This window comes from Microbulbifer celer, from assembly GCF_020991125.1.
Taxonomy (GTDB): Bacteria; Pseudomonadota; Gammaproteobacteria; order Pseudomonadales; family Cellvibrionaceae; genus Microbulbifer; species Microbulbifer celer.
Genome location: NZ_CP087715.1, coordinates 3,818,133 through 3,840,355, shown reverse-complemented (window position 1 = coordinate 3,840,355; position 22,223 = coordinate 3,818,133). Strand labels below are relative to the sequence as shown.

Annotated in this window: 13 protein-coding genes; 3 read left to right on the top strand and 10 right to left on the bottom strand. The window is 55.8% G+C overall.

Annotated elements, in window-relative coordinates:
- Window positions 1-216 precede the first annotated feature (216 nt).
- The 6 genes from LPW13_RS15960 to LPW13_RS15935 form a co-directional block, all read right to left on the bottom strand.
- Window positions 217-333, bottom strand: coding sequence for a DUF2474 family protein (locus LPW13_RS15960; protein WP_230436938.1), 117 nt, complete (start codon window positions 331-333; stop codon window positions 217-219).
- A complete protein-coding gene (gene cydB, locus LPW13_RS15955) occupies window positions 333-1,337 on the bottom strand; it encodes a cytochrome d ubiquinol oxidase subunit II (RefSeq protein WP_230436936.1) in 1,005 nt (334 codons plus the stop codon). Before cydB ends, LPW13_RS15960 begins: the two co-directional genes overlap by 1 nt.
- On the bottom strand, window positions 1,324-2,757 hold the full coding sequence (locus LPW13_RS15950) for a cytochrome ubiquinol oxidase subunit I (protein ID WP_230436935.1): 1,434 nt from the start codon (window positions 2,755-2,757) through the stop codon (window positions 1,324-1,326). The genes cydB and LPW13_RS15950 overlap by 14 nt, the downstream gene beginning before the upstream one ends.
- A 151-nt stretch (window positions 2,758-2,908) precedes the next feature.
- Window positions 2,909-5,395 carry an ExeM/NucH family extracellular endonuclease gene (locus LPW13_RS15945; RefSeq protein ID WP_230436933.1) on the bottom strand — a complete coding sequence of 829 codons (2,487 nt, stop codon included), beginning with the start codon at window positions 5,393-5,395 and terminating at the stop codon, window positions 2,909-2,911.
- Between the two features lie 120 nt (window positions 5,396-5,515).
- Entirely contained in the window at window positions 5,516-6,511 is a 996-nt protein-coding gene (locus tag LPW13_RS15940; protein WP_230436931.1) for an LLM class flavin-dependent oxidoreductase, read from the bottom strand.
- Between the two features lie 165 nt (window positions 6,512-6,676).
- Window positions 6,677-7,765 carry an NADH:flavin oxidoreductase/NADH oxidase gene (locus LPW13_RS15935; RefSeq protein ID WP_230436929.1) on the bottom strand — a complete coding sequence of 363 codons (1,089 nt, stop codon included), beginning with the start codon at window positions 7,763-7,765 and terminating at the stop codon, window positions 6,677-6,679.
- A 114-nt stretch (window positions 7,766-7,879) separates the two neighbouring features.
- Here LPW13_RS15935 and LPW13_RS15930 point away from each other — a divergent pair, with 114 nt between their 5' ends.
- Window positions 7,880-8,179 carry an ArsR/SmtB family transcription factor gene (locus LPW13_RS15930; protein WP_230436927.1) on the top strand — a complete coding sequence of 100 codons (300 nt, stop codon included), beginning with the start codon at window positions 7,880-7,882 and terminating at the stop codon, window positions 8,177-8,179.
- Window positions 8,180-8,364: 185 nt separating this feature from the next.
- Here the strand turns inward: LPW13_RS15930 and LPW13_RS15925 are convergent, their stop codons facing one another.
- The gene (locus LPW13_RS15925; RefSeq protein ID WP_230436926.1) at window positions 8,365-15,255 is read right to left on the bottom strand and encodes a GlyGly-CTERM sorting domain-containing protein; all 6,891 of its coding nucleotides are present in this window, start codon (window positions 15,253-15,255) and stop codon (window positions 8,365-8,367) included.
- Window positions 15,256-15,586: 331 nt separating this feature from the next.
- Here LPW13_RS15925 and LPW13_RS15920 point away from each other — a divergent pair, with 331 nt between their 5' ends.
- Both LPW13_RS15920 and LPW13_RS15915 read left to right on the top strand, forming a co-directional pair.
- Window positions 15,587-16,417, top strand: a complete 831-nt coding sequence (locus LPW13_RS15920; protein ID WP_230436924.1) for a hypothetical protein — start codon at window positions 15,587-15,589, stop codon at window positions 16,415-16,417.
- 4 nt (window positions 16,418-16,421) lie between these two features.
- Entirely contained in the window at window positions 16,422-16,871 is a 450-nt protein-coding gene (locus tag LPW13_RS15915; protein WP_230436922.1) for a DUF5991 domain-containing protein, read from the top strand.
- Between the two features lie 363 nt (window positions 16,872-17,234).
- Here LPW13_RS15915 and LPW13_RS15910 read toward each other — a convergent pair whose 3' ends face one another.
- From LPW13_RS15910 to glmS, 3 genes are all read right to left on the bottom strand, one after another.
- Window positions 17,235-18,302 (bottom strand): bifunctional glycosyltransferase family 2/GtrA family protein, encoded by a 1,068-nt coding sequence (locus LPW13_RS15910; protein ID WP_230436920.1) that lies wholly within the window; start codon window positions 18,300-18,302, stop codon window positions 17,235-17,237.
- A complete protein-coding gene (locus LPW13_RS15905) occupies window positions 18,299-20,098 on the bottom strand; it encodes a hypothetical protein (protein WP_230436919.1) in 1,800 nt (599 codons plus the stop codon). The genes LPW13_RS15910 and LPW13_RS15905 overlap by 4 nt, the downstream gene beginning before the upstream one ends.
- A gap of 194 nt (window positions 20,099-20,292) precedes the next feature.
- Entirely contained in the window at window positions 20,293-22,134 is a 1,842-nt protein-coding gene (gene glmS / locus LPW13_RS15900; RefSeq protein WP_230436917.1) for a glutamine--fructose-6-phosphate transaminase (isomerizing), read from the bottom strand.
- Between the last annotated feature and the right edge of the window lie 89 nt (window positions 22,135-22,223).

Below are 22,223 nucleotides of genomic sequence, written 5' to 3'. Positions count from 1 at the left end.
CGGCCAATCCAGTTTGTCTGCCAGAAAACCACAATTATTGCGCCAGAACCAGTGAGCGGGCCGTGTTGGTGTTTATTTTGACGCCAATCATCAGACGACAGGCAGCTGGAGCGCGCACACCATTCCAACTACGGAAAGATTGCCGGCATCACCGATGAAGGGTTTATTGAACTGAGTGCAGATTTCAGCTCGCCTCGCTTCGCTACTGGCAGCTCGCTAGCCTGTGAGCCACCACTTCAACAACAGTGAAACACTGCCGAGTGCCATGACACTCGCTATCCAGATAGCGACCATCCAACCGAGGCGCTTCCACGTCGTGGTTTCAATTCTCATCAGTGATACCCCTCCGTACCCACCTTGCCCCGGAACACCCAATAGGCCCAGCCGGTGTATCCCAGAATGACCGGAATAATGAAAACAGCTCCCACCAGCAGGAACAACTGGCTGTTGTACGGCGCCGCAGCATCCCACAGGGTGATCGAACGCGGCACCATATAGGGGTAAATGCTGATACACAGACCGACAAAGCCGAGCAGGAACAACGCCAGGGCCATCAGGAAAGGCAGTAATTCATTGCCCTTTCTCAGGCTCCAGAAAAAGAGCCCGGTACAGATTGCCACCAGAAGAGGCACCTGTGCAGTAAGCAGCACCTGGGGCATCGCAAACCAACGGGTCCAGTAGTCGTAACTGAGGAAAGGCGTCGCCGCGCTCACCGCCGCCATCATGACAACCGTGGCAATCCCAAGGCGAAATGCCAGTCGGTGGGCATGCCGCTGACACCCCCCTTCGGTTTTCAGAATCAACCAGGTGGCTCCCAACAACGCATATCCGATGGTCACAGCGACACCGGTAAGCACACTGAAAGGGCTCAACCAGTCGAGCCAACCGCCCGCGTAGGCATTGTTCTCCACCACGATCCCCTGCAGTATCGCGCCAATCGTAATGCCCTGGGCGAGGGCAGCCACCGTTGAGCCCACCGTGATGACCAGATCCCACAGGGGCTGGTGCCGTGGATCCCGCCAGCGGAACTCGAACGCGGCACCGCGGAACACGAGACCTAGCAACATGGCGATCATCAACGGGTAAGTGGCCGGCAGGATGATGGCATACGCAAGGGGAAACACTGCCAGCAGGCCGCCGCCACCCATGACCAGCCAGGTTTCATTGCCATCCCAGAACGGCGCAACGGAATTGATCGCCTGGTCCCGCTCCTCTCCCGGAGACAGCACCGGCGACAGGATCCCGATGCCCAGGTCAAAGCCATCCAGCACGACGTAGGCAAAAATTGCGAAGCAGATAAGCCCCGCCCAAATCAGCGGTAGATCAAGACTTCCCATGGGCGCCTCCATCGTGTTGCGGTGCAGCGACGTCCAGGCTGGATGCCGGCGTAATCCCCGCGGCGTGCGACGGAACATTGGGCAGCCCACTCTCTCCGGGATTGGGAGGGTTCGCCATCAGGCGAAGCAGGTAGTAAACCCCCATACCGAATACAGCGGAGTACACCACGATAAACGCGATCAATGATACCGCCACCGCGGGGGCATCCAGCGGCGAGGCGGATTCGGCGGTTTTCAGCAGTCCGTAAACCGTATACGGCTGACGTCCCACTTCCGTGGTGACCCAGCCCGCGATCACCGCCACAAATCCCGCCGGCCCCATCATCACCGCAGCCCGGTGCAGCGGTCGCGACTGGTACAGCCGTTTGCCACGCCGTGCGATCAGACTCCAAATCCCCAGCGCCAGCATGGCAATACCGATCGCCACCATAATGCGGAAGGACCAGAACACCACCGCTACCGGAGGCCACTCCTCCCGAGGGTAATCCGTCAGGCCGGGCAGGGGCGCATTGGGGTCGTGCTTTAGAATCAGCGAGCCCAGCTTGGGGATTGCCACCTTGTAGTGCACCTTTGCCGCTTCCTGATCCGGTATACCGAACAATATCAACGGCGCGCCATCCGGGCTGGGATCAAAGTCGCCCTCCATAGCCAGGACTTTCACCGGCTGATGCTCCAGGGTATTCAATCCGTGCATATCGCCGGCGATGATCTGTACCGGCGTCACAATCACCGCCATCCACATCGCCATGGAAAACATCTTGCGCGCACCGACATTGTTGCGGTCTTTGAGCAGATGCCAGGCACCGACACCACCCACGGCGAATGCGGTCGTCAGATACGCCGCCGTCACCGTGTGCACCAGACGATAGGGGAAACTGGGACTAAAGATCACATCCCACCAGGAACTGCCGACAATGAACTGCCCCTGTTCATTGATTTCATACCCCACCGGCGTCTGCATCCAGGAGTTCACCGACAGGATCCAGAACGCGGAAACAAAGGTGCCAATGGCCACCATGCAGGTGGCAAAAAAATGCAGGCGCTTGCCCACCTTGTTGATACCAAACAGCATCACACCGAGAAAGCCCGCCTCCAGAAAGAATGCGGTGATGACCTCATACCCCATCAGCGGCCCGATAATCGGCCCCGCCTTGGTGGAAAAGACCGACCAGTTGGTACCGAACTGGTACGACAAGACGATCCCGGAAACCACACCCATACCAAATCCCACGGCAAAGATTTTGAGCCAGTAGCGGTAAAGGTTGGCATATACGCCACGCCCGGTTTTCAGCCACAATCCCTCGAGCACCATCAGGTAACTCGCGAGTCCGATGGAAAAGGCGGGAAAAACGAAATGGAACGACACGGTAAATGCAAACTGCACACGCGCCAGCAACACGGCGTCTAATTGCTCTAACAAGGTTTCCTTACCTCAGAGACGGTTTTGGTTCTGCTCTAGTACACAGTAGTCGTCAGCGGGAAGGTGTCTAGCAAGCTGCGGAGAAATCTCCCACATAAAAAAAAGGGCCCATAGAGAGCCCGCTTATTAAGGAGTTTTCGATCAGGCCAGGTCAGAACCAGCGCGACCAGAGCCACTCGAATATCAATCTGATTTTTTCGAGAAAGTGCCACTTCTCTTTATGGCCATTGCCATCACCATTGCCATTTCCGCCACCATTGCCGGGCTGTTCCGGCTCCTCAGATGCCAGTTGCAGCTCCACCAGCACCGGATCGTGATCCGAGGCGCGATAAGCACTGGCGCTGTAGAGGGATTCCAGCTGCCCCGCGCTCTTGTACTCGGTGTTGTAATCCAGCACCGGAGGCTCGTCGGCGTTGATATGCCAGATGGTAGCGCCGGTTACCTGCGGCGCCAGGGCGGCGCTGGCGAGGGCGTGATCCAGGTAGCCGGCCTGGCCCTGGTAGACATAGCCGTAGGTATCTTCCCCCTGGAACTGTCCCAGCATATTGGCGTAGCCGGCGTCTGCGAGGGTGGTGATGGGGTTTTCGCGGGCGTAGCTGTTGAGGTCACCGATGATCAGGGTGCGTTCAACACCGGTGCCGGCAGGGTCACTGGCGAGCCAGTCGATCAGGGTCTGTGCCGCTTCCACACGAGTCTGGTTCCAGCAGCCCTGGCCGTCGTCCAGGTCAGCGTTGAGGCTGCCGTCGTTGGGGCAGCTGCCCTTGGCGCGGAAGTGGTTGACCGCGACGGCGAAGCTTTCGCCGCTGGCGATTTCAGTAAAGGCCTGCAGCAGTGGCGGGCGGTTGCCGTAATCGAAGGGATAGCCTTCGATGGTGGCGGCGCTGCCCAGGGGTTCCACGCTGTCACTGCGGTAGAGGATACCCACGGCGATGGCATCGGTGCCCACCTGTTCCTGACCCGGGTCGACGAACTGGAATACTTCGCTGCCGGCGGCGGTATTGAGACCTTCCACCAGATCCGCGATGGCGCTGTCGGGGCCGTAGCCATCATTTTCCATTTCCATCAGGCCGACAACATCCGCACCGGTTGCGAGGATGGCGTTGATGGTTTTATCGCGCTGGCGCTGGAACTCTTCAAAGGTGTCTGCGCCGCGGGGAGTGGGGAAACCATTACCGGCGCCATCGCCGTTGAAATAGTTCAAGACATTGAAGCTGGCCACGCGCAGGCTGCCCTCACCGGGTAGTTCTGGCGCGGCGCTGCGCGGATTGGTATCGGCGAATTGCGGTTCTTCCACCGGATGCACCCGGTAGGCGCCAAAGCTGTAGCCGATCACGCCACGCAGTCCGGCCAGGGTGGCGCCAGTGCGCAGGCTGTTTTCCGCGCTGAGGCCCGGGGCCGGATAGGGAATGGGGTCCGGGTTCTGGCGGGTGGAGCCGTCGTCGAGCACCAGTCGGTTGAGATCGTTGGCGGCCTGTTGCGCCTGGGCGGCGGGGCCGGGTTCCACGATATTGGTGGGGGTAAACAGGCGCCCGGAAGAGAGCACCAGTTCGCCGTAGCGACCGAGGCTGTAGTTCTCGCTGACGGTGAGTGTCTGCACGAACTCGGCCAGCATGCCCTCGTAGCGTTCGGCCTCAGCGGCGTCGGTGAATGGCAGGCTCACCTGTGCGGGGCTGACGCTGTAACCACTGCCACATACTGCGATGCCGTCAATTTCTGTGAGCTCGGTGAAATCGTAGTATTCGCTCACTACGCCGCCGACGCGCACCAGATCTCCCGGTTGCACATCCACGTCGAAGCCATTGTCGTACACAAACAGGCCTTCGGAGGTGATGTCCTGGCCGTCCTGGTCGCCGTCTTCTTCCTGCACAAAGAAACCGGAGAGGCCGTTTTCGGAGTCCCGGAAATCGGCTGTAACCACCGCTTCGATTTCCACGCGCTCCCCGGCCACAGGGCTGGCGGAGGCACTGCCCTGTACTGCGCTGATCAGGGTGGCGGCGTCGCCGCACTGACCCAACTCGACGACTTCATCTTCGCCGCCTTCATCTCCGCCGTCTCCATTGCCGTCACCGGGACTGCCGTTATAGAGGCCGATATCCTCGAAGTTATCCTGCCCGAAGCTGGTCCATTCGATGGAGGGATCGAAGGCCGTACTACCGTCGCTGCGCCCTTGCGTCACATCGCCATTGCGGCGCAGCGTCTGGTTCTGGGTACCGATGCTGGCGTTGCCCCACTGGCTACCCGGGTCTGTGCCTATCTGGCCGATCACATCCACGTATCCGATCGGGCCGACGAGGGCGACCGCGTCGTCTCCATTGAAAAGTCCCCCGCCGTAAAGCTGATCCGCCACAGCGAGTATTTCCGGTACGGCGCTGGAGTGGGCTAGCACATAAACATCGCCATCGGCGAGGCTGCCGCTGAGGGGCATATTGGCCCCGGCGGAATCGGAGCCATTGAAATACACCTGGAGGCTGTAAGCGGAGAGGTCCACCGCGGCACCCGTGCCGTTGTAGATTTCCACCGCTTTGTTGTTACTGCTGCCCTCGATGTATTCGGATATGATGAGGTCGCTGGCTTGGGCTGCACCCGCCACCAGCGACAAGCCCAGGGCGAGCCCGGGTAAGCATATGGTCTTCAACATTATCGGTCCCTGTTTTTATCGGTAAATTGCCGGGTCGGATTGTGAACAGGGATTTTTGTAACGATATGTCGGCTAGGTTAAGAATATCGGTCTGTTATGTTGCAACCGTGTTTGAACCTCTTAGCTCAGGCGCTCACGCAAAACCTGCGCGGCGAGATCGAAAGATTTCAGCCTCGCCGGATGATCGTAAATGGCCCCGGTGACGATCAGTTCGTCCACCGGGGTTCTCTCCAGAAAACGGTCTATCCAGGCCGCCACCGTCTCCCGCGAACCCACCGCGGTTTCCGCCAGTGACTGCTGCACCTGCATCAGCTCCGACTTTGAAGCGACGGATTCCAGGTTATCCACCGGTGGCTGAAGCCTGCCCGGTGTGCCCCGACGCAGGGCCAGGAACTGCTGCTGCAAGGACGTCATCAGGTGCCGACCCTCTTCGTCGCTATCCGCCGCAAAAACATTGATGCCCGCCGCGGCGTAGGGTTTTTCCAGATAGCGGGAGGGAGTGAAATTCTCCCGGTAAATATGCAGGGCCTGCTGCAGCATGGCCGGGGCGAAGTGCGAGGCAAAGGCAAAAGGCAAGCCCAGCGCCGCCGCCAGTTGTGCGCTGTACAGGCTGGAACCCAGCAGCCACACAGGCACTTTCAGGCCCACTCCCGGAACTGCGCGCACACGCTGGCCATCCCTCTGCGGCTCGAAGAAATAAAGCAGCTCGCGCACATCCTCGGGGAAGTTGTCTGCGGCCTGGAGCGGGTCGCGACGCAGCGCGCGCATGGTAGCGCCGTCGGTGCCCGGCGCACGCCCCAGCCCCAGGTCCACCCGATCTGGATAGAGCGCGGCCAGGGTGCCAAATTGCTCGGCCACCACAAGGGGGGAGTGATTGGGCAACATCACACCGCCAGCGGCGACGCGAATTTTTTCCGTGCCCTCGGCAATAAACCCCAGCGCCACTGCCGTGGCCGCACTGGCCACGCCATCCATATTATGGTGCTCCGCCATCCAGAAGCGCTTGTAGCCCCACTGCTCCGCGTGTTGGGCCAGGTCGCGGGAGTTGCGCAGGGCGCGGCCCGCATCGCTGTTTTCCGCGATCGGGGATAAATCGAGCAGGGAATAGGCTTGCATATCGGATTCTCTTGTACGTGCAGACGTTATTAAAGCGGCACAGGGATGTGCCGCCGCGGCCGTAGGCCGGCGCGAGCCCGCGAAATGCAAGCAGGTTCACGCACCTGCTCCAGCATTTCGCGGGCGACAATCAAATAGATCAGGACGATCTATTTGATTGTAATGTTAGTAGCGCTCCAGCCAGTGGGCGTAGGGTGCGGGCAGAGTCCAGGAGGCTTTATCTACCTTCAGCTCCCGCGCCGCCTGATAGGTCCAGTGCGGATTGGCCAGGTGTGCCTTGCCCACCATGACCAGATCCAACTGCCCCTGCTCCACGGCATTATTCGCAATCTGCGGCTCTCCAAAACCCCAGGCGGAAGATACCGGAATCTGCGCCTCACTGCGCACCCGCTCCGCGATTGGCCCCATAAACGCCGGCGCCCAGGGAATATTGGCCTCGGGCGTGCTGAAACCGATGCTCACACTGATCATATCCAGGCCGTCGCCTTTCAGGCGTTTGACCAGGTCGATGGACTCGCTCAGGGTCTGCTCGTCGCGCCCATCGAATTCCAGCACACCGAAACGGATTGTAAGGGGCAGGTTCTCCGGCCACACCTCGCGCACCGCGGCAAAGGTTTCGCGCAGGAAGCGGCTGCGGTTTTCTGCACTGCCGCCGTAGGCATCGCTGCGCTGGTTGGAGTGGTCGGAGAAGAAACTCTGGGCCAGATAGCCGTGGGCAAAATGCAGCTCCAGCCACTCGAAACCCACCTCGCGGGCGCGGCGCGCGGCCTGCACGAAGTCCTGCTGCACCCGGGCGATATCCTCTTCCGTCATTTCCCGCGGCTCTTTCGACAGATGCCCACCAAAGGGAATCGCCGAGGGCGCGATGGTCTGCCAGCCGCGCGGGTCTTCATCGCCGATATGGTCGTCACCCTCCCAGGGACGGTTGGCGCTGGCCTTGCGCCCGGCGTGGGCAATCTGGATGCCCGGCACCGCGCCCTGGGCCTTGATGGACTCTACGGTAGGCACAAAGGCCTGGGCCAAGTCGTCGTTCCAGATACCGGCACAGGCCGGGGTGATACGCCCCTCGGGCGCCACCGCCGTGGCCTCCACGATCACCAGACCTGCGCCGCCGCGGGCCTGACCGGTGTAGTTGGCCAGGTGCCAATCATTGACCCGCCCGTCAACGGCGGAGTACTGGCACATGGGTGGCACCGCGATGCGGTTGCGCAGGGTGACGTCTTTCAGGGAAAAGGGTTGGAACAGCGCGGACATAGATACACCTGTCTTGCCTGGTTGGTTGACTGATCGGATGATCGATCAGTTGATTCGTTATTTCGATAATATTGGAACTATGGGCGTAAGGCAAATTTGTGTAGAATTTGGCCCATGAGACCTTTCAAGCATCCCGACCCCAGTGATTTCGTACTCGAGCGTGTCCTCTACGCCCTGAGCGACCCGGTGCGCCTGGAGATAGTGCGCAAGCTGGCGGAAACCAAGGAGGCGAGCTGCGGCGAGCTGGACGGCGGGCGGCCCAAATCGAGCATGTCACACCACTTTCGGGTGCTGCGGGATTCCGGGCTGGTGTGCACCTACGGGGTGGGGACCACGCATATGAACTCTCTGCGCAGGGAAGATATCGAGAAGCGCTTTCCGGGATTGCTGGATGCGGTTTTGGGGAATCTCTGAGGCCCGCCCGACAGCCCCTGTTCGGAAGCAGGGCCCCGGCTTTCGATCTGTTTCAGTTCTTCTTTACTCAATGCCCGGTAGCCCCAACAGCCATCGGCGGATTAGCCGGACAGGGCAAACAAAAAAGCCGGTGAGGCTACCACCGGCTTTTATCGTCAAAGGAGTAAGAGGTAAGGCGTTTTCTTCTAGCGTATGAGCCTTCGGCGCCACAGCCCGGCGAGCGTCAGCAGGCACAGTAACCAGAGGTTAATGCTGCCACCGCTGGAACCACCGGAGCTACCGCCTCCCGTGCTTGGCGGGTTTTGACCACCACCGGAATCCTGACCGCCGTCAGAATCTCCATCATCGGAATCACCGTCGTCAGCGCCGCCTTCATCATTACCACCGTCATCCGGGACTTCCGCCTCTTCCAGCGTGAACTCGAAAGTGACCTCATCCGATGACAACATCGGATTGCCATCGTCCGTTACCACAACGCGGATACTGTAGTCCCCCTGGGACATAACCTGCGGATCAAACGTGAAGGATGCCTGATCTCCCGGGGTCACCGGCAATTCGTCGGTATACCACTGGTAGCTGTGGCTGTCGCCACCGTTTACGTCGGTCACCTCGGCGGTTACCGTCACTTCGCCGGCATCGGTGATAAACACACTGCCCGGTTCGCCAGCCTGTACCGCACTGACTTCCGCCGTCGGTGCGATATTGGTATCGGTGAACGTCATGCGATGGCGCTGGTGATCCTCATCAATGGGCATCGCAAAGGGTTCATCTTCGCCGGCCCAGGCCGAGTTCAATTCGAGCGTGAAGTATTCATCCGGCTCCACTTCATCATCGGCGGCGACCGGGATTTCCAATACCGCATTTTCCAGTGCATCCGCCGACTCGATGATGAGACCCAGATTGGCGAGGTCCACACCATTTTGACCTTCGGTGACCAGGTCCGCCGCGTTGGCATCACTGTCGGCCTCGATCCAGTCGACCAGTACCGCAACCGGATACTCGGGGGAGGGGCCGGACAGGCTGACCGCCACTTCTGCCAGGTTCTGCTCACCGGTGACAGATTCACTCAGGCTGAAGCGCACCAGCGGGTAAACCTTGACGGTTTGCGCCATGGGCTCGGAGCGGTTGCCCGCATCGTCTACAGCCACCCAGTCCAGAGTCAGTGCGCCGCTCGGCAGCGATACCTGCTGCTCGGCATTGCGCACCAACACCTCGCCATCCAGCTCTACCTGATAATCCAGCTGATCGTCGAAGTTGTCATGCGCCTGGGCCTGCACCACATCCAGGGTAACCAGGGTGGTTTCGCCGGTGGCGGCCACGCTGATGGATTCCGGCACGCTGGCCATTTCCGGCGCGTCTTCATCTTCTGCACGATCCGGATCGGTGGGGTAGGCGTCTTCGCTGTTTACCACACCGTCGTTGTCGGTGTCGTTCAGTGACGTGTCCAAAGTCAGTCCCGATTCGGATTGGCAGGTGCTGTCGCAGGTGTCGAGCCACGCATCCGGCAAACCATCGCCATCAGTGTCCACGGACGCGGCTGCGTTATCGACAAATGCATCCTCGTCATTCACCACTCCGTCGTTATCGGTGTCGTTCAGTGAAGTGTCCAGTGTCAGACCCGAGGCGGATTGACAGGCGCTGTCGCACGAGTCGAGCCAGGCATCCGGCAGGCCATCATTATCGGCATCTACTGATGCGGCGGCATGGATCGGGAAGGCATCTGCCTCGTTTGCCACACCGTCATTGTCGTTATCGTCGTCCAACGCCAGGCCCGAAGCGGATTGACAGGCACTGTCGCACGAGTCGAGCCACGCATCCGGCAAACCATCGCCATCGGTATCCACAGACGCGGCGGCGTTATCGACAAAGGCATCCTCGTCGTTCACCACGCCGTCGTTATCGGTGTCGTTCAGTGAAGCATCCAATGTCAGACCCGAGGCGGATTGACAGGCGCTGTCGCACGAGTCGAGCCACACATCAGGAAGGCCATCATTGTCGGCATCTACTGAGGCGGCGGCATGGATCGGGAAGGCATCTGCCTCATTCGCCACGCCGTCATCGTCATTGTCGTCATCCAAGGTCAGACCCGAAGCGGACTGACAAGCGCTGTCGCACGAGTCAAGCCAGGCGTCTGGAAGACCATCATTGTCGGTATCTACTGACGCGGCGGCGTTACCGACAAAGGCATCCTCGTCGTTTACCACTCCGTCGTTGTCAGTGTCGTTCAGTGACGTGTCCAGGGTCAGGCTCGAAGCGGATTGACAGGCGCTGTCGCAGGTGTCGAGCCAGGCATCTGGAAAGCCATCATCATCGGCATCCACTGAGGCGGCGGCATGGATCGGGAAGGCATCTGCCTCGTTTGCTACACCGTCATTGTCGTTATCGTCGTCCAACGCCAGGCCCGAAGCGGATTGACAGGCACTGTCGCACGAGTCGAGCCACGCATCCGGCAGGCCATCCCCATCGGTATCCACCGACGCGGCTGCGTTATCGACAAAGGCATCCTCGTCGTTCACCACACCGTCGTTATCGGTGTCGTTCAGTGACGTGTCCAGGGTCAGCCCCGAGGCGGATTGACAGGCGCTGTCGCACGAGTCGAGCCAAGCGTCTGGAAGTCCATCATTGTCGGCATCTACTGACGCGGCAGCGTTGTCGACAAAGGCATCCTCGTCGTTCACCACGCCGTCGTTGTCGGTGTCGTTCAGTGACGTGTCCAGGGTCAGACCCGAAGCGGATTGACAGGCGCTGTCGCAGGTGTCGAGCCAGGCATCTGGATGGCCATCATTGTCGGCATCGACAGCAGCGGCGGCATGGATCGGGAAGGCATCTGCCTCATTTGCCACACCATCATCGTCATTGTCGTCGTCCAGGGTCAGACCCGAAGCGGACTGACAAGCACTGTCGCACGAGTCAAGCCAGGCGTCTGGAAAGCCATCGCCATCAGTATCCACCGACGCGGCTGCGTTATCGACAAATGCATCCTCGTCGTTCACCACTCCGTCGTTGTCGGTGTCGTTTAGTGAAGCATCCAAGGTCAGACCCGAGCCGGATTGACAGGCGCTGTCGCACGAGTCGAGCCAGGCATCCGGCAGGCCATCATTGTCGGCATCGACAGCAGCGGCGGCATGGGTCGGGAAGGCATCTACCTCATTCGCCACGCCGTCATTGTCGTTATCGTCGTCGAGGGTCAGACCCGAAGCGGACTGACAGGCACTGTCGCAGCCGTCGTTCCACTCATCGGGTAAACCATCCCAATCAGCATCCACGCTGGCTGCCGCAGTATCGGGGAACTGATCCAGGATCAATCCACTGGCTGCGCGGCAGTCGGCATCGCAACCCAGGGTCCAGAAATCAATGGCACCGTCACCATCGCTGTCAAAACCGCCGGCAAATTCAGCGGGGTAGGGGTCATCGGCATCTGCAGCACCGTCGCCGTCACCATCTCGGTATACCGTACCGTTCAACAGCAGACCCGGAAGCTCAGAGTTGCTGCCAAAATCCCAATAGGTGTTACCGTCTGCATCTACTGAATCGGACCACCCCTCGAACAGTGTGGTGTCTGTGCAAACAGTATTATCTGCAGCGGTTGGGCACTGAAGTTCCGCCAGGCTGAAGCCGGTACCGCCGCCATCACTGGAAGTTGTGCCCGATGCGTCTTCCGCCCAATAACTTGTGTTGACAGCAGTCTCGTAAACGTCACCCGCTAACCCACCGGAAGAGTGTCGAGCAGACACAAAAGCCGTGGAGATACTGTTTGTGATTTGGCCGTAGAAAGCCGCTCCCACCAGACCACCGACATCATTGTCCCCAGTTACAGCGCCCGTGGTGAAACTGGCACTGATTTCAGAGTAGGGGGCATAGCCGATTAACCCACCAATAGCAGCATCGGTTCCGGTTACAGAGCCACTGACATAAGAGGCGGAGATTTGGCTATAGCGTGCAACACCTGCCAGGCCACCCACGTTATAACGGCCCGTTACCGCCATCAGCGGACCGGACAGACCCAGTTCCTTGATGATGGCGTTACTGATATGCCCAAACAGGCCCTGAAAATTCGTATCGGGACGCGTGATCATCAGGTTGCGGATAACATGGCCATTGCCGTGGAATACCCCGCTGAATACATTTTCGTAATCTCTACCAATCGGCTTCCAGCCCTCACCGTCATTCCAATAGGTATCGTTGCTATCGAGGATTCCATCGCCATTGGTATCAAAGTCCAGATCCGCGGTTAATTCGTAGCCGCGACAACGCTGCTGCAACACACCATCGTAAACAATATACGGACAACCCGAGCTGTTTAATTCACCTTCAGCCTCCAGACGCAGACCTCCACCGCTCAGGCTGTTCCGGATGGCATTCAGCTCCGCCAGTGTGCTAACCTCTATCAAGCCATCAGAGTCAGAATCCGCGTCGACGATGCCATCACTGTTGTCATCGTCATCGATAGAATTGACGATGCCATCGTTGTCGGTGTCATTCAGTGCGCTATCCAGCGTCAGACCGGAAGCAGATTGACAGCCACTATCGCAGCCTTCATTCCAATGGTCCGGTAAACCATCCCAGTCAGCATCCACGATGGCTGCAGCGGTATCCGGGAAATGATCCAGAGTTAATCCACTGTCTGCACGACAGTTGGCATCGCAGCCCGGGGTCCATGAATCAATCGCGCCATCAACGTCGCTGTCGACACTGCCGGCGAATTCTGCAGGGTAGACGTCATCGGCATCTGCGGCACCATCGCCGTCACCATCGCGATACACTGTCCCGCTTAACACTAAGCCGGGCAACTCAGTATCAGTACCAAAATCCCAGTAGGTATTACCACTTCCATCTATTCGGTTGGACCACCCGTCGAACAGCGTGGTATCTGCACAAGTGGTGTTATCCGCTCCGGTGGGGCATCGAAGTTCATCAAGGGTGGCACCGATACCACCTTTACTAGAGGTTTGGCCCGACGCATCCTCAGCCCAGTAACTCGCGCTGACGACACCAAGACGGCCTTCTTCATAACCGATAAGCCCGCCAGAGCGCGAACTCCCGAAAACCCATGCTGTGGATACGCTAGCATTGATATCGCTATCGTCGTTTACCCCCACCAAACCACCAACAACATCAACTCCTCTTACGGAACCCGTAACATAACTGGTAGAGATCTCACTCTCGACCGCGTACCCAACTAAACCTCCACTAGTTATCGTATTGCCCTGAATAAAGCCACTAACAAAAACGGCAGAGATTTGGCTGCGGCGCACACCGCCCGCCAATCCGCCAACGTATCGATTACCTTCAATACGCATCAAGGGCCCATTCAGTCCAAGATCCATAACAGTGGCATCTTCCAGACAACCGAATAGACTCTGATAGTCGGTAGTAGGGCGCGCGCTCATCACGTTACGGATGAGGTGGCCGTTGCCATGGAATACCGCAGTAAAAGGATTGGCAAGACTGTCACCGATCGGCTGCCATCCCTGACCTTCATTCCAATAGCTGTCATTGCTGTCCAGAACACCATCACCATTGGTATCAAAATCCAGGTCCGCGGTCAGTTCATAGCCGCTACAACGCTGCTGCAAAACCCCGTTGTGTGGAATATGCGGGCAACCGGAAATATTTAATTCACCATCGGCCACTAAGCGCAAGCCTGCTCCTGCCAGGCTATGTCGGATGGCATCCAGCTCAGCGAGGCTGCTAATTTCGATCAAGCCGTCAGAGTCGGCGTCCGCGTCTACGATGCCGTCATTATTGTCGTCGTAATCCTCCGCATTGCTGATGCCATCATTGTCGCTATCGTTCGGCAGGCTATCGAGGGCCAGGCCCGAGGCGGTCTGACAGGCGCTGTCGCAGCCTTCGTTCCACTGATCGGGCAAGCCATCCAGATCCGCATCAACCGCGGCCGCCGCAGTCTCGGGAAACTGATCCAGCACCAGTCCACTTGCGGACTGGCAGTCGACTTCGCACCCTCCTCTCCAAGCGTCCGGTGCGCCATCTCCATCACTATCGACACTAGCCGCAAAGTGCTCGGGGAAGGCGTCATCTGCCTCATGGGCACCATCGCCGTCACCATCGCGGTAAACACTGCCTTGCAACCGCAGCCCCGGCAGCTCGGTATCGCTGCCAAAATCCCAGTAGGCATTACCTCCTGCGCCTGTATAGTTGGACCAACCTTCATAAAGAATGGCATCCGCGCAGGTGGTGTTATCGGTGTTAGTTGGGCACTGAAGTTCGGCCAGCGTTGCTTCTGCACCAGAATAGTGAGCATCAGTTTGCCCCGAAACATCAACAGCCCAATAGCTCGCACTAACTGTCCCCCACCGACCAATTAGTCCACCCGAGAAGCGGTCGGCGGTAACATACGCCGTCGAAATACTGGCTGTGATACTCTCGGCCCTGGCCCCCACCAGTCCACCAACAAATTCACCGCCGCTCACGGTGCCTGTGAAATAACTAGCAGTAATTTCACTGTCGCTGGCATTGCCGACTAAACCACCAATATCGTCACCAGTGCCAGTAACATTACTGCTAGCAAAAACAGCTGTTATCTGACTAGAGTCTGCATAGCCTGCCAAAGTACCCGTTGAACCGTTACCTTCGATTTTCGTCAAGTTCCCGGTCAACCCAAGCTCTTTTACGCTCGCACCGCGAATAAAACCAAACAACCCTTGTAAATCTGTGTAGGGGCGCGAAACCATCAGGTTACGAATAAGGTGACCCCCGCCGTGAAAAACCCCTGTGAAATCATTGGCGCCGTTACTGCCTATCGGCAACCAGCCCTCGCCTTCATTCCAGTAGGTATCTTTGCCATCGAGAATCCCATCACCATTGGTGTCAAAATCCAGATCTGTGGTCAGCTCAAAACCGATACAGCCATCCGCAGGGCAGCCGGCACTGCTGCCATAGAGGGAAGCACCATCCAGATTATTGCGAACTTCATCTAAATCAGACCAGTCATTGATTTCGATTAAACCATCGTCATCGAGGTCATAATCTGAGCGGCCGTCGGCGGACCAGGCTTGCTGGGCTGAAAGCAGCAGGGAAACGCTTAGGGAAAGGAATAAGAAAACAGCGCGTGGCATTGCACTCTCCGTGTAGGTAGCTTTTTGGGCTTCCAGCCCGACCAACGATTGTATTTTTTCTCGGCACTCAAATTAAAGTGACGAAAAATCGTCGGCGACCTTAACAGATTTGCGCACAAAATATAAAGTTTCAGTGCAACAAATATCACTACAGATGATATTTTTACCGCACCTCCGCAATAAAATTTAACAAGTTGTAAATTATTATTACCTGGACTTTACGTAATTAAACTCAACTTGCACGGAGGTACCACTTTAGCTTGAAAGCGAAAACCTCCTAGGTCCACTGTTAGTACCGCCGTACCAACCAATGAATTTTAAGGAGATGGATTTGAAGGATCTCATCAAGCTGTCTGGATCAGTCGGAGTTCGAGGTAGAAATTTTTCGGACGATGTACGGTTAATACAAGCGCTATTAAATCGGGTGGTGCGAATCCCGTGGGCATTACTGGCCGTAGATGGTGTAATGGGGCCCCAAACCATCGCGCATATTAAGAACTTCCAGAGGAGTGTGGTGGGTTTCTCCACTCCCGATGGCCGTATTGATATCAATGGAAAAACATGGCGTCACCTGGTCAGGTTAGCCGGAGAATCACAACCCGCACAACCGCGTAATGGTCCTGATACAAATGCTCCACCCAACTTTTCCGCCAATGGTAAAATTGCCTGGGGCGCTAAAGTTTCTACTCCTTTTAAAGTCAGAGTTATGGAAATTTGCCGGAATCTCAGTATAGCTCCAGATTTTCTGATGGCGTGTATGGCGTTTGAAACAGGAGAAACCTTCAGCCCTTCGATTAAAAATGCTGCCGGTAGCGGTGCCACAGGCTTAATTCAGTTCATGCCTCGAACTGCCAGAGACCTGGGAACGACAACGGAAGAGCTCGAAAAAATGACTGCCGTAAAACAGCTCGACTATGTTGAGAGATACTTTCTTCCGAGAAAAGGCAGGCTGAAAACGTTAGAAGATGTTTATCTGGCGATACTTTATCCAGCAGCAATTGGTATAGATCCTGAAGAGGCGCTATTCCAACGCGGAGCCAAAACTTATGAACAGAACTCCGGTTTTGATAAAAATAAAGACGGCAAGATAACGCCAGCAGAAATATCCATTAAAGTAAGGCAGAAATATGAAAAAGGGCTCAAAGAAGGCTATTTCGGTTAAATGTATGAAACCAGTATCACAAACATTCATCATGACAGCTTTAGCTGCTTTACTTCTTTTTTTTACCGCCGCGTGTCAGTCCAGTGTGGATTGGGTTGGAACCTATACCTTTACCAATGATCTGGGTGAGGACCCCGGCGGGGCGGCTATCTCGATGGAATATCAACTAAAGCTCAATAGTGATCACTGTGAGGTCGCTATTTCTGGCTACCAGGCTGATACCCTGATTCGATGCGTTTCTGAAAGAAGTGACGAGACGGCGGTAATTCGATTTTACTCCTATAGCAATGGAGAAGTGAAAAACATATATGGTGTTGAGGTCTACAAGGTAGGCGAGCCACTCTTTACCCTGCGACAGTCCGAATCCACACCAAAAGCGCTTCTGACAGAGTGGGGAGCCTTGATGCCCGATGGAATTGAAAATAGGGTAGGAAGTTACTTTGTAAAACAGTAACCACAGATACTTCATTTTCTGTATTGAGTTGGCGTGACGGAGGGGCATCCACCTTCACGCCATGCGTTATCCGGTTCCTATCGGTATTCTCTGCACCGATTTCTATTCGACAGTTACCGACTTCCCTATGTGTCAGGGTAGTTTTCACCTGAACTTTTCAGAGAACAACTATTCTCCAGAAGATGACACCACCTCGCAGTATGACCGTGACCGATCGGGTCAATCAGAAAAGTATCAGTACCGTCACCCTGTACATTTAGCGCTAAGTTGCCAGACAGCGAGGTGCTTTTTGGCCGCCCAACTCTGCCACTCCGGATAACTGGAGAAGTAAAAAAAATTTTACTCAGAACCAAACTATTCATTTTATCCTTTAACTCTAAACTTCACATCTTCCCTGAATACTAGATTTTTCTGCAAAAAATAATTACTGAAAAATAGTAACGCATCGACCATAATCTTCGTCAGGATGACGCTCGCTCCTAGGGTTTCGTATACGCCTCGCACGAGAACGCCGGAAATCATTGCCACGATTGCAGCTAAAATAAAATAACCTGTACTTTCTGAGAAAAATCCCTTTACACCATTAAACGATTTAAATACCAAGTATTTATTGCAAAGAAAGTTGTACACGGAAGATATTGAGCGCGCTGAGAAGGTACTAACAATAATATCTTTTGAGATGGCGTAAAGTAAGATAAACAGTAAAAAATCCAATACAACCGAGCTCACAGCCACGAGAAAAAAACGAGAAAAAGTCGCGTAAATTCTCAATGAATCAAGCAGCGGCTTGAAGTGAGAGGATTTATTTCCGTCTATATACACTGTAGCAATCGGAACCTCATCAACGATAAAACCTTTTTCCTGCGCCGTAACAATGGAATTCAGTTCGAATTCGTAGCGTTCGCCGCAAATGGAACCTGCCACATCCGCCAATTTCCGCGGATAGGACCGGAGGCCGGTCTGAGTATCAGAAAGACTGATTTTTTTTGCCTTTTCCAGCGCTATGCTAGTGAGGCGATTGCCAAATTTACTGCGAAGTGGAATATTCCTATCAAACCGACGGGCTCCGAGATAAAATTTTTCTGGTGCCTGTATTGCTTTCCGCGCTAATTTTAGTATATCACCAGGTAGATGCTGTCCATCCGCATCAGCAGTAATTATCGATTGGATACTATCTGGCAGGTTTTCTAATATGTGTCGAAAACCAGTTTTGAGCGCAGCGCCTTTTCCTCGATTGGCTTCGTGGGCAATTACGGCAGCCCCCATTGAAGATTTCAGATAGGAGAATATCTCATTTTTCTCCGAGCCATCATCAACCACCAATATGTGACGAAATCCAATCGTCTGAATTTCCTGCACAAGGTCAATTAACACTCTGTCTGGATTGAAGGCAGGTATAAGTATCGCAAATGAATTAAGGTCAGTACTCATACTTTGCAATACTCACTATCAAGCAAGTTCTGATCCAGCTTGTATACATTAACTCGGTACAGATTTTCCGGACCTGCAATCTTTTTGAACATTCTGGGGCAACGCTTGCCAATTAAATTACGCAATGCGCGAGCTGCAGACCCACCGGGCCGGTTACCAGAGTCAGTAACAAAATCCGGTCTTCGCTCACGGAGCTCAGCGAGCAGGCTTTTAAGATTGTATTTATACCCGTTACGCGGCCGCGCCACCCCGGTATATCCATAAAACAAGCCATAAACATAGGCTGTTGGTGTCCACAATTGAACTTCGTGCCCACGATTGAAAATCTCTTGGTATACGGCTTGTCCATCTCCATGGAACATGGTCACCATATTGTTTAATGGTGCGCTTTCCAGTTCAAAGTTTTCTGCGAATTTTTCACCGTTTTTCTGCGCTTTGTTAAGTGTCGATATCCCACCGCCAATACCGAGCAATACAGCAAACCCTAAAAGTAGGTATCGACTTTTCGCTGCAGTGCTACTAGATAGCAGGCTACCGGAATCAACAGCTGTAACCCCTTTAGCTCTCAGACCAAAGTCACAATAGGCGACGAGAAATCCAAGGCTCAGCAACGCAGCTGTACCGGCACGCATGTCATACGATGCAAACAGAAACCAACTCAGTAGCGAGGGTATGGAGAACAAGAGCAGTAGCGAAACACCGCGACGCCTCCAGGTAGCGAGAGCAACGGCAGCGGCAAGCAACCCGAGAATCACAGGCTCTTGCCAAAGATACTGGTTCACAGAAAAATCTAACTGCTCCAAAATATCCCGATCCGAGAAAGATCTCCCAACTACACCTTGGTTCTTCTGGAAATTCGCCCCCTCGGTCAACATCCAAGTTATCGCGGCAACAGGTGCTACAAGCGTCACCATAAATGGACGCCACTGACCTCCGCTTCGAAAGGTATGAATAGATTGAATGATGGGAAGCGAAAACACGGCCCATAGCAATCCCGGTTGTTTGGAGAGTGCGGAAACGACAGCACAGACCACGCTCAATGCCACCAGCTTCAATTGAGCGTCTTCGCTCCAGGAGCGCACGAGGAAATACACTGATACCACCAGGGCACACCCCATAAGAGCGTCTGGCATACCGTTCGCAAGAATATTATCAAGGCGTACACCCTCGAGCAGGAACACCAACAGCAGGAAAAATAGAAGTAAAGCCCGGTTAGAGCGTTCGCTCATCACGAGGCCAAAAGCACAAAAAACACTGAAGGATATACAAGCAAGCGCCGTCTTCACCGGCACCTGCCACTCGATAGATCCCACTACCATATAAGAAAACGAAAGCACCTTGGGAAACAGCTGAGGATAAGGCGCGCGGGTATTGGAGAAATCAATGTCTTCGCCGAGAAAGTGCTGAACCGCCCAGTAATTCCAACTGTAGATCTCGTCATGAAAAACAAATCCATCTACGTAGAGCTTTGTAGCAACGTAAAATGCCAGAGCGGCGGCGATAACGAGGATAGCTTTTTCGCTTGCGGGCCACCTAACGTCCACTTCTGCTGATTTCAGAATAGTGGACACCCGATAAACCGCTATGAGCACTAGCACTGCAGCAACAGCCTGAACGACACCGACCCGATATATATCGAAGCCATTCAGTAGGGAGTACAGCCCTATGACAACCAGAATACTGACAAATGGAGCTGCAACGAAATCTTTCGGGCTGACCACCAGCCTTGGATAAATGGCCAGCGCGGGCGCAACAAAAACCAACAAAATGACCAGGCCGGTCAGTAAAACCCCCAAAGACTTATCCTCTGACTATTCTATCCAGCATTGTTCAACCCGTTCCCGACGATCCTGAAGTACCGGATACGGGCTCCGCCGACAACGTATCTGGATTATCAATAATCAGCCCAAAGACAGGATGTGGAGTACTCTACCATAGCCGATGGAGCTTTTCTTTGTTGCTTTCCGCCACGTCTAGTGTTTGTTGGTACTCACTCCACGGTCACCGACTTCGCCAAATTCCGCGGCTGATCCACATCAGTACCTTTCAACAATGCAACGTGGTAGCTAAGTAGCTGTAACGGCACGGTGTACAGAATCGGCTGCAGGCTTTCCGGTGCATCCGGCACTTCCACCACGGTCAATCCCGTCTCACTTTTGAACCCGGCCTGGGGACTGGCAAATACAAACAGCTCACCGCCGCGCGCGCGAACTTCCTGCAAATTTGATTTGAGTTTTTCTAATAGCTCGTCGTTGGGCGCGACCACAATCACCGGCATATCTGCATCCACCAGGGCCAATGGGCCGTGTTTGAGTTCGCCGGCGGGGTAGGCTTCGGCGTGGATGTAAGAGATTTCCTTGAGTTTCAGTGCACCTTCCAGCGCAATCGGATATTCCACGCCGCGCCCCAAAAAGAGCGCGTGATTTTTTTCTGCGAAGGCTTCACTGGTGGCTTTTACCAGCGCATCCAGGGCGGTGAATTTTTCCATTAGTTTGGGCAGCTGATGCAGGGCGTCGATCAGTTCGGCTTCGCGTTCGCTGCTCATGCCGTTGGCTTTGGCCAGTGCGATACAGAACAGTTGCAAGGCGACCAATTGGGTGGTGAAAGCTTTGGTGGAGGCGACACCGATTTCCGGGCCGGCTTCGGTCATCAATTGCAGTTCGGATTCCCGCACCAGGGAGCTGTTGGGGACGTTGCAGATGGTCATGGAGGCGAGGTAGCCAAGCTCCTTGGCCTGCCGCAGTGCTGCGAGGGTATCTGCGGTTTCGCCGGACTGGGAAATGGTGACAAATAGTGTTCCCGGGCGCACGGCGGTTTTGCGGTAGCGGATTTCGCTGGCGACTTCCACGGAGCAGGGGACGCCGGCCCAGTCTTCGATCCAGTAGCGGGCGACGAGACCAGCGTGATAGCTGGTGCCGCAGGCGACGATCTGTACCTGTTTTACTTTGGGCAGGATTTCGTTGGCGGCGGTGCCGAGCGCCTGGGACAGAACGGAGTGTTCGCCGATGCGCCCGGCCATGGTGGCTTCCACAACTTTCGGCTGCTCGAAGATTTCCTTTTGCATGTAGTGGCGGTAGCGGCCCTTGTCGGTGGCGTCGTGTCCGCCTTGCAGTTTGTTCACCGGACGGCTGACTTCTTCGCCGGTTTTGTCCCAGATGGCGATGCCGTCGCGGGTGACTTCGGCGATGTCGCCTTCTTCCAGGAAGATAAAGCGGTCGGTGACCTGTTGCAGGGCCATGGGGTCGGAGGCGATAAAGTTTTCTTCGATACCGACACCGATCACCAGCGGGCTGCCGAGACGTGCGCAGACCAGGCGCTCCGGTTCGTCGGCGCAGACGACGCCGAGGGCGTAGGCGCCTTCGAGTTTTTCGGTGGCGGCGGTGACTGCCCGCAGTAAATCGCGGTTGTCTGTGTTGAGGTTATGGGCGAGGTCGTTGATCAGGTGGACGACGACTTCGGTGTCGGTTTCGGACTGGAATTCGTAGCCTTTCTGAATCAGTTCTTCGCGCAAGGTCTGGTAGTTTTCGATGATGCCGTTGTGCACGAGGGCGATGTTGCCGGAGGCGTGTGGGTGGGAGTTTTTGTCCGATGGCACGCCGTGGGTGGCCCAGCGGGTGTGGGCGATGCCCAGCTGGCCGGCGGTGGGGCTGTCGTCGAGGACGGATTCCAGGTCGGCGACTTTGCCCTGGGTTTTGCGCAGTTGCAGTTTGCCGTCGCCGTTGACGAGACACACACCGGCGGAGTCATAGCCGCGGTATTCGAGCCTGCGCAGGCCTTCCAGCAGGATTTCAGTTACGTTGCGTTGGCCCAGGGCGCCTACGATTCCACACATTTTTCTTACCTCGGTATTTTGGTTCCGTGCCACATTTTTTGGTTCTGTGGCGGTGGCGGTACCGGGTAAGGGTTTGCGAGACACGCCGT

Excerpts from the sequence above, each read along its gene's own strand:
- LPW13_RS15960 (WP_230436938.1), bottom strand. The coding sequence starts at position 333 with ATGAGAATTGAAACCACGACGTGGAAGCGCCTCGGTTGGATGGTCGCT.
- cydB (WP_230436936.1), bottom strand. The coding sequence starts at position 1,337 with ATGGGAAGTCTTGATCTACCGCTGATTTGGGCGGGGCTTATCTGCTTC.
- LPW13_RS15925 (WP_230436926.1), bottom strand. The coding sequence starts at position 15,255 with ATGCCACGCGCTGTTTTCTTATTCCTTTCCCTAAGCGTTTCCCTGCTG.
- LPW13_RS15940 (WP_230436931.1), bottom strand. The coding sequence starts at position 6,511 with ATGCAAGCCTATTCCCTGCTCGATTTATCCCCGATCGCGGAAAACAGC.
- glmS (WP_230436917.1), bottom strand. The coding sequence starts at position 22,134 with ATGTGTGGAATCGTAGGCGCCCTGGGCCAACGCAACGTAACTGAAATC.
- LPW13_RS15935 (WP_230436929.1), bottom strand. The coding sequence starts at position 7,765 with ATGTCCGCGCTGTTCCAACCCTTTTCCCTGAAAGACGTCACCCTGCGC.
- LPW13_RS15915 (WP_230436922.1), top strand. The coding sequence starts at position 16,422 with ATGAAACCAGTATCACAAACATTCATCATGACAGCTTTAGCTGCTTTA.
- LPW13_RS15910 (WP_230436920.1), bottom strand. The coding sequence starts at position 18,302 with ATGAGTACTGACCTTAATTCATTTGCGATACTTATACCTGCCTTCAAT.
- LPW13_RS15945 (WP_230436933.1), bottom strand. The coding sequence starts at position 5,395 with ATGTTGAAGACCATATGCTTACCCGGGCTCGCCCTGGGCTTGTCGCTG.
- LPW13_RS15930 (WP_230436927.1), top strand. The coding sequence starts at position 7,880 with ATGAGACCTTTCAAGCATCCCGACCCCAGTGATTTCGTACTCGAGCGT.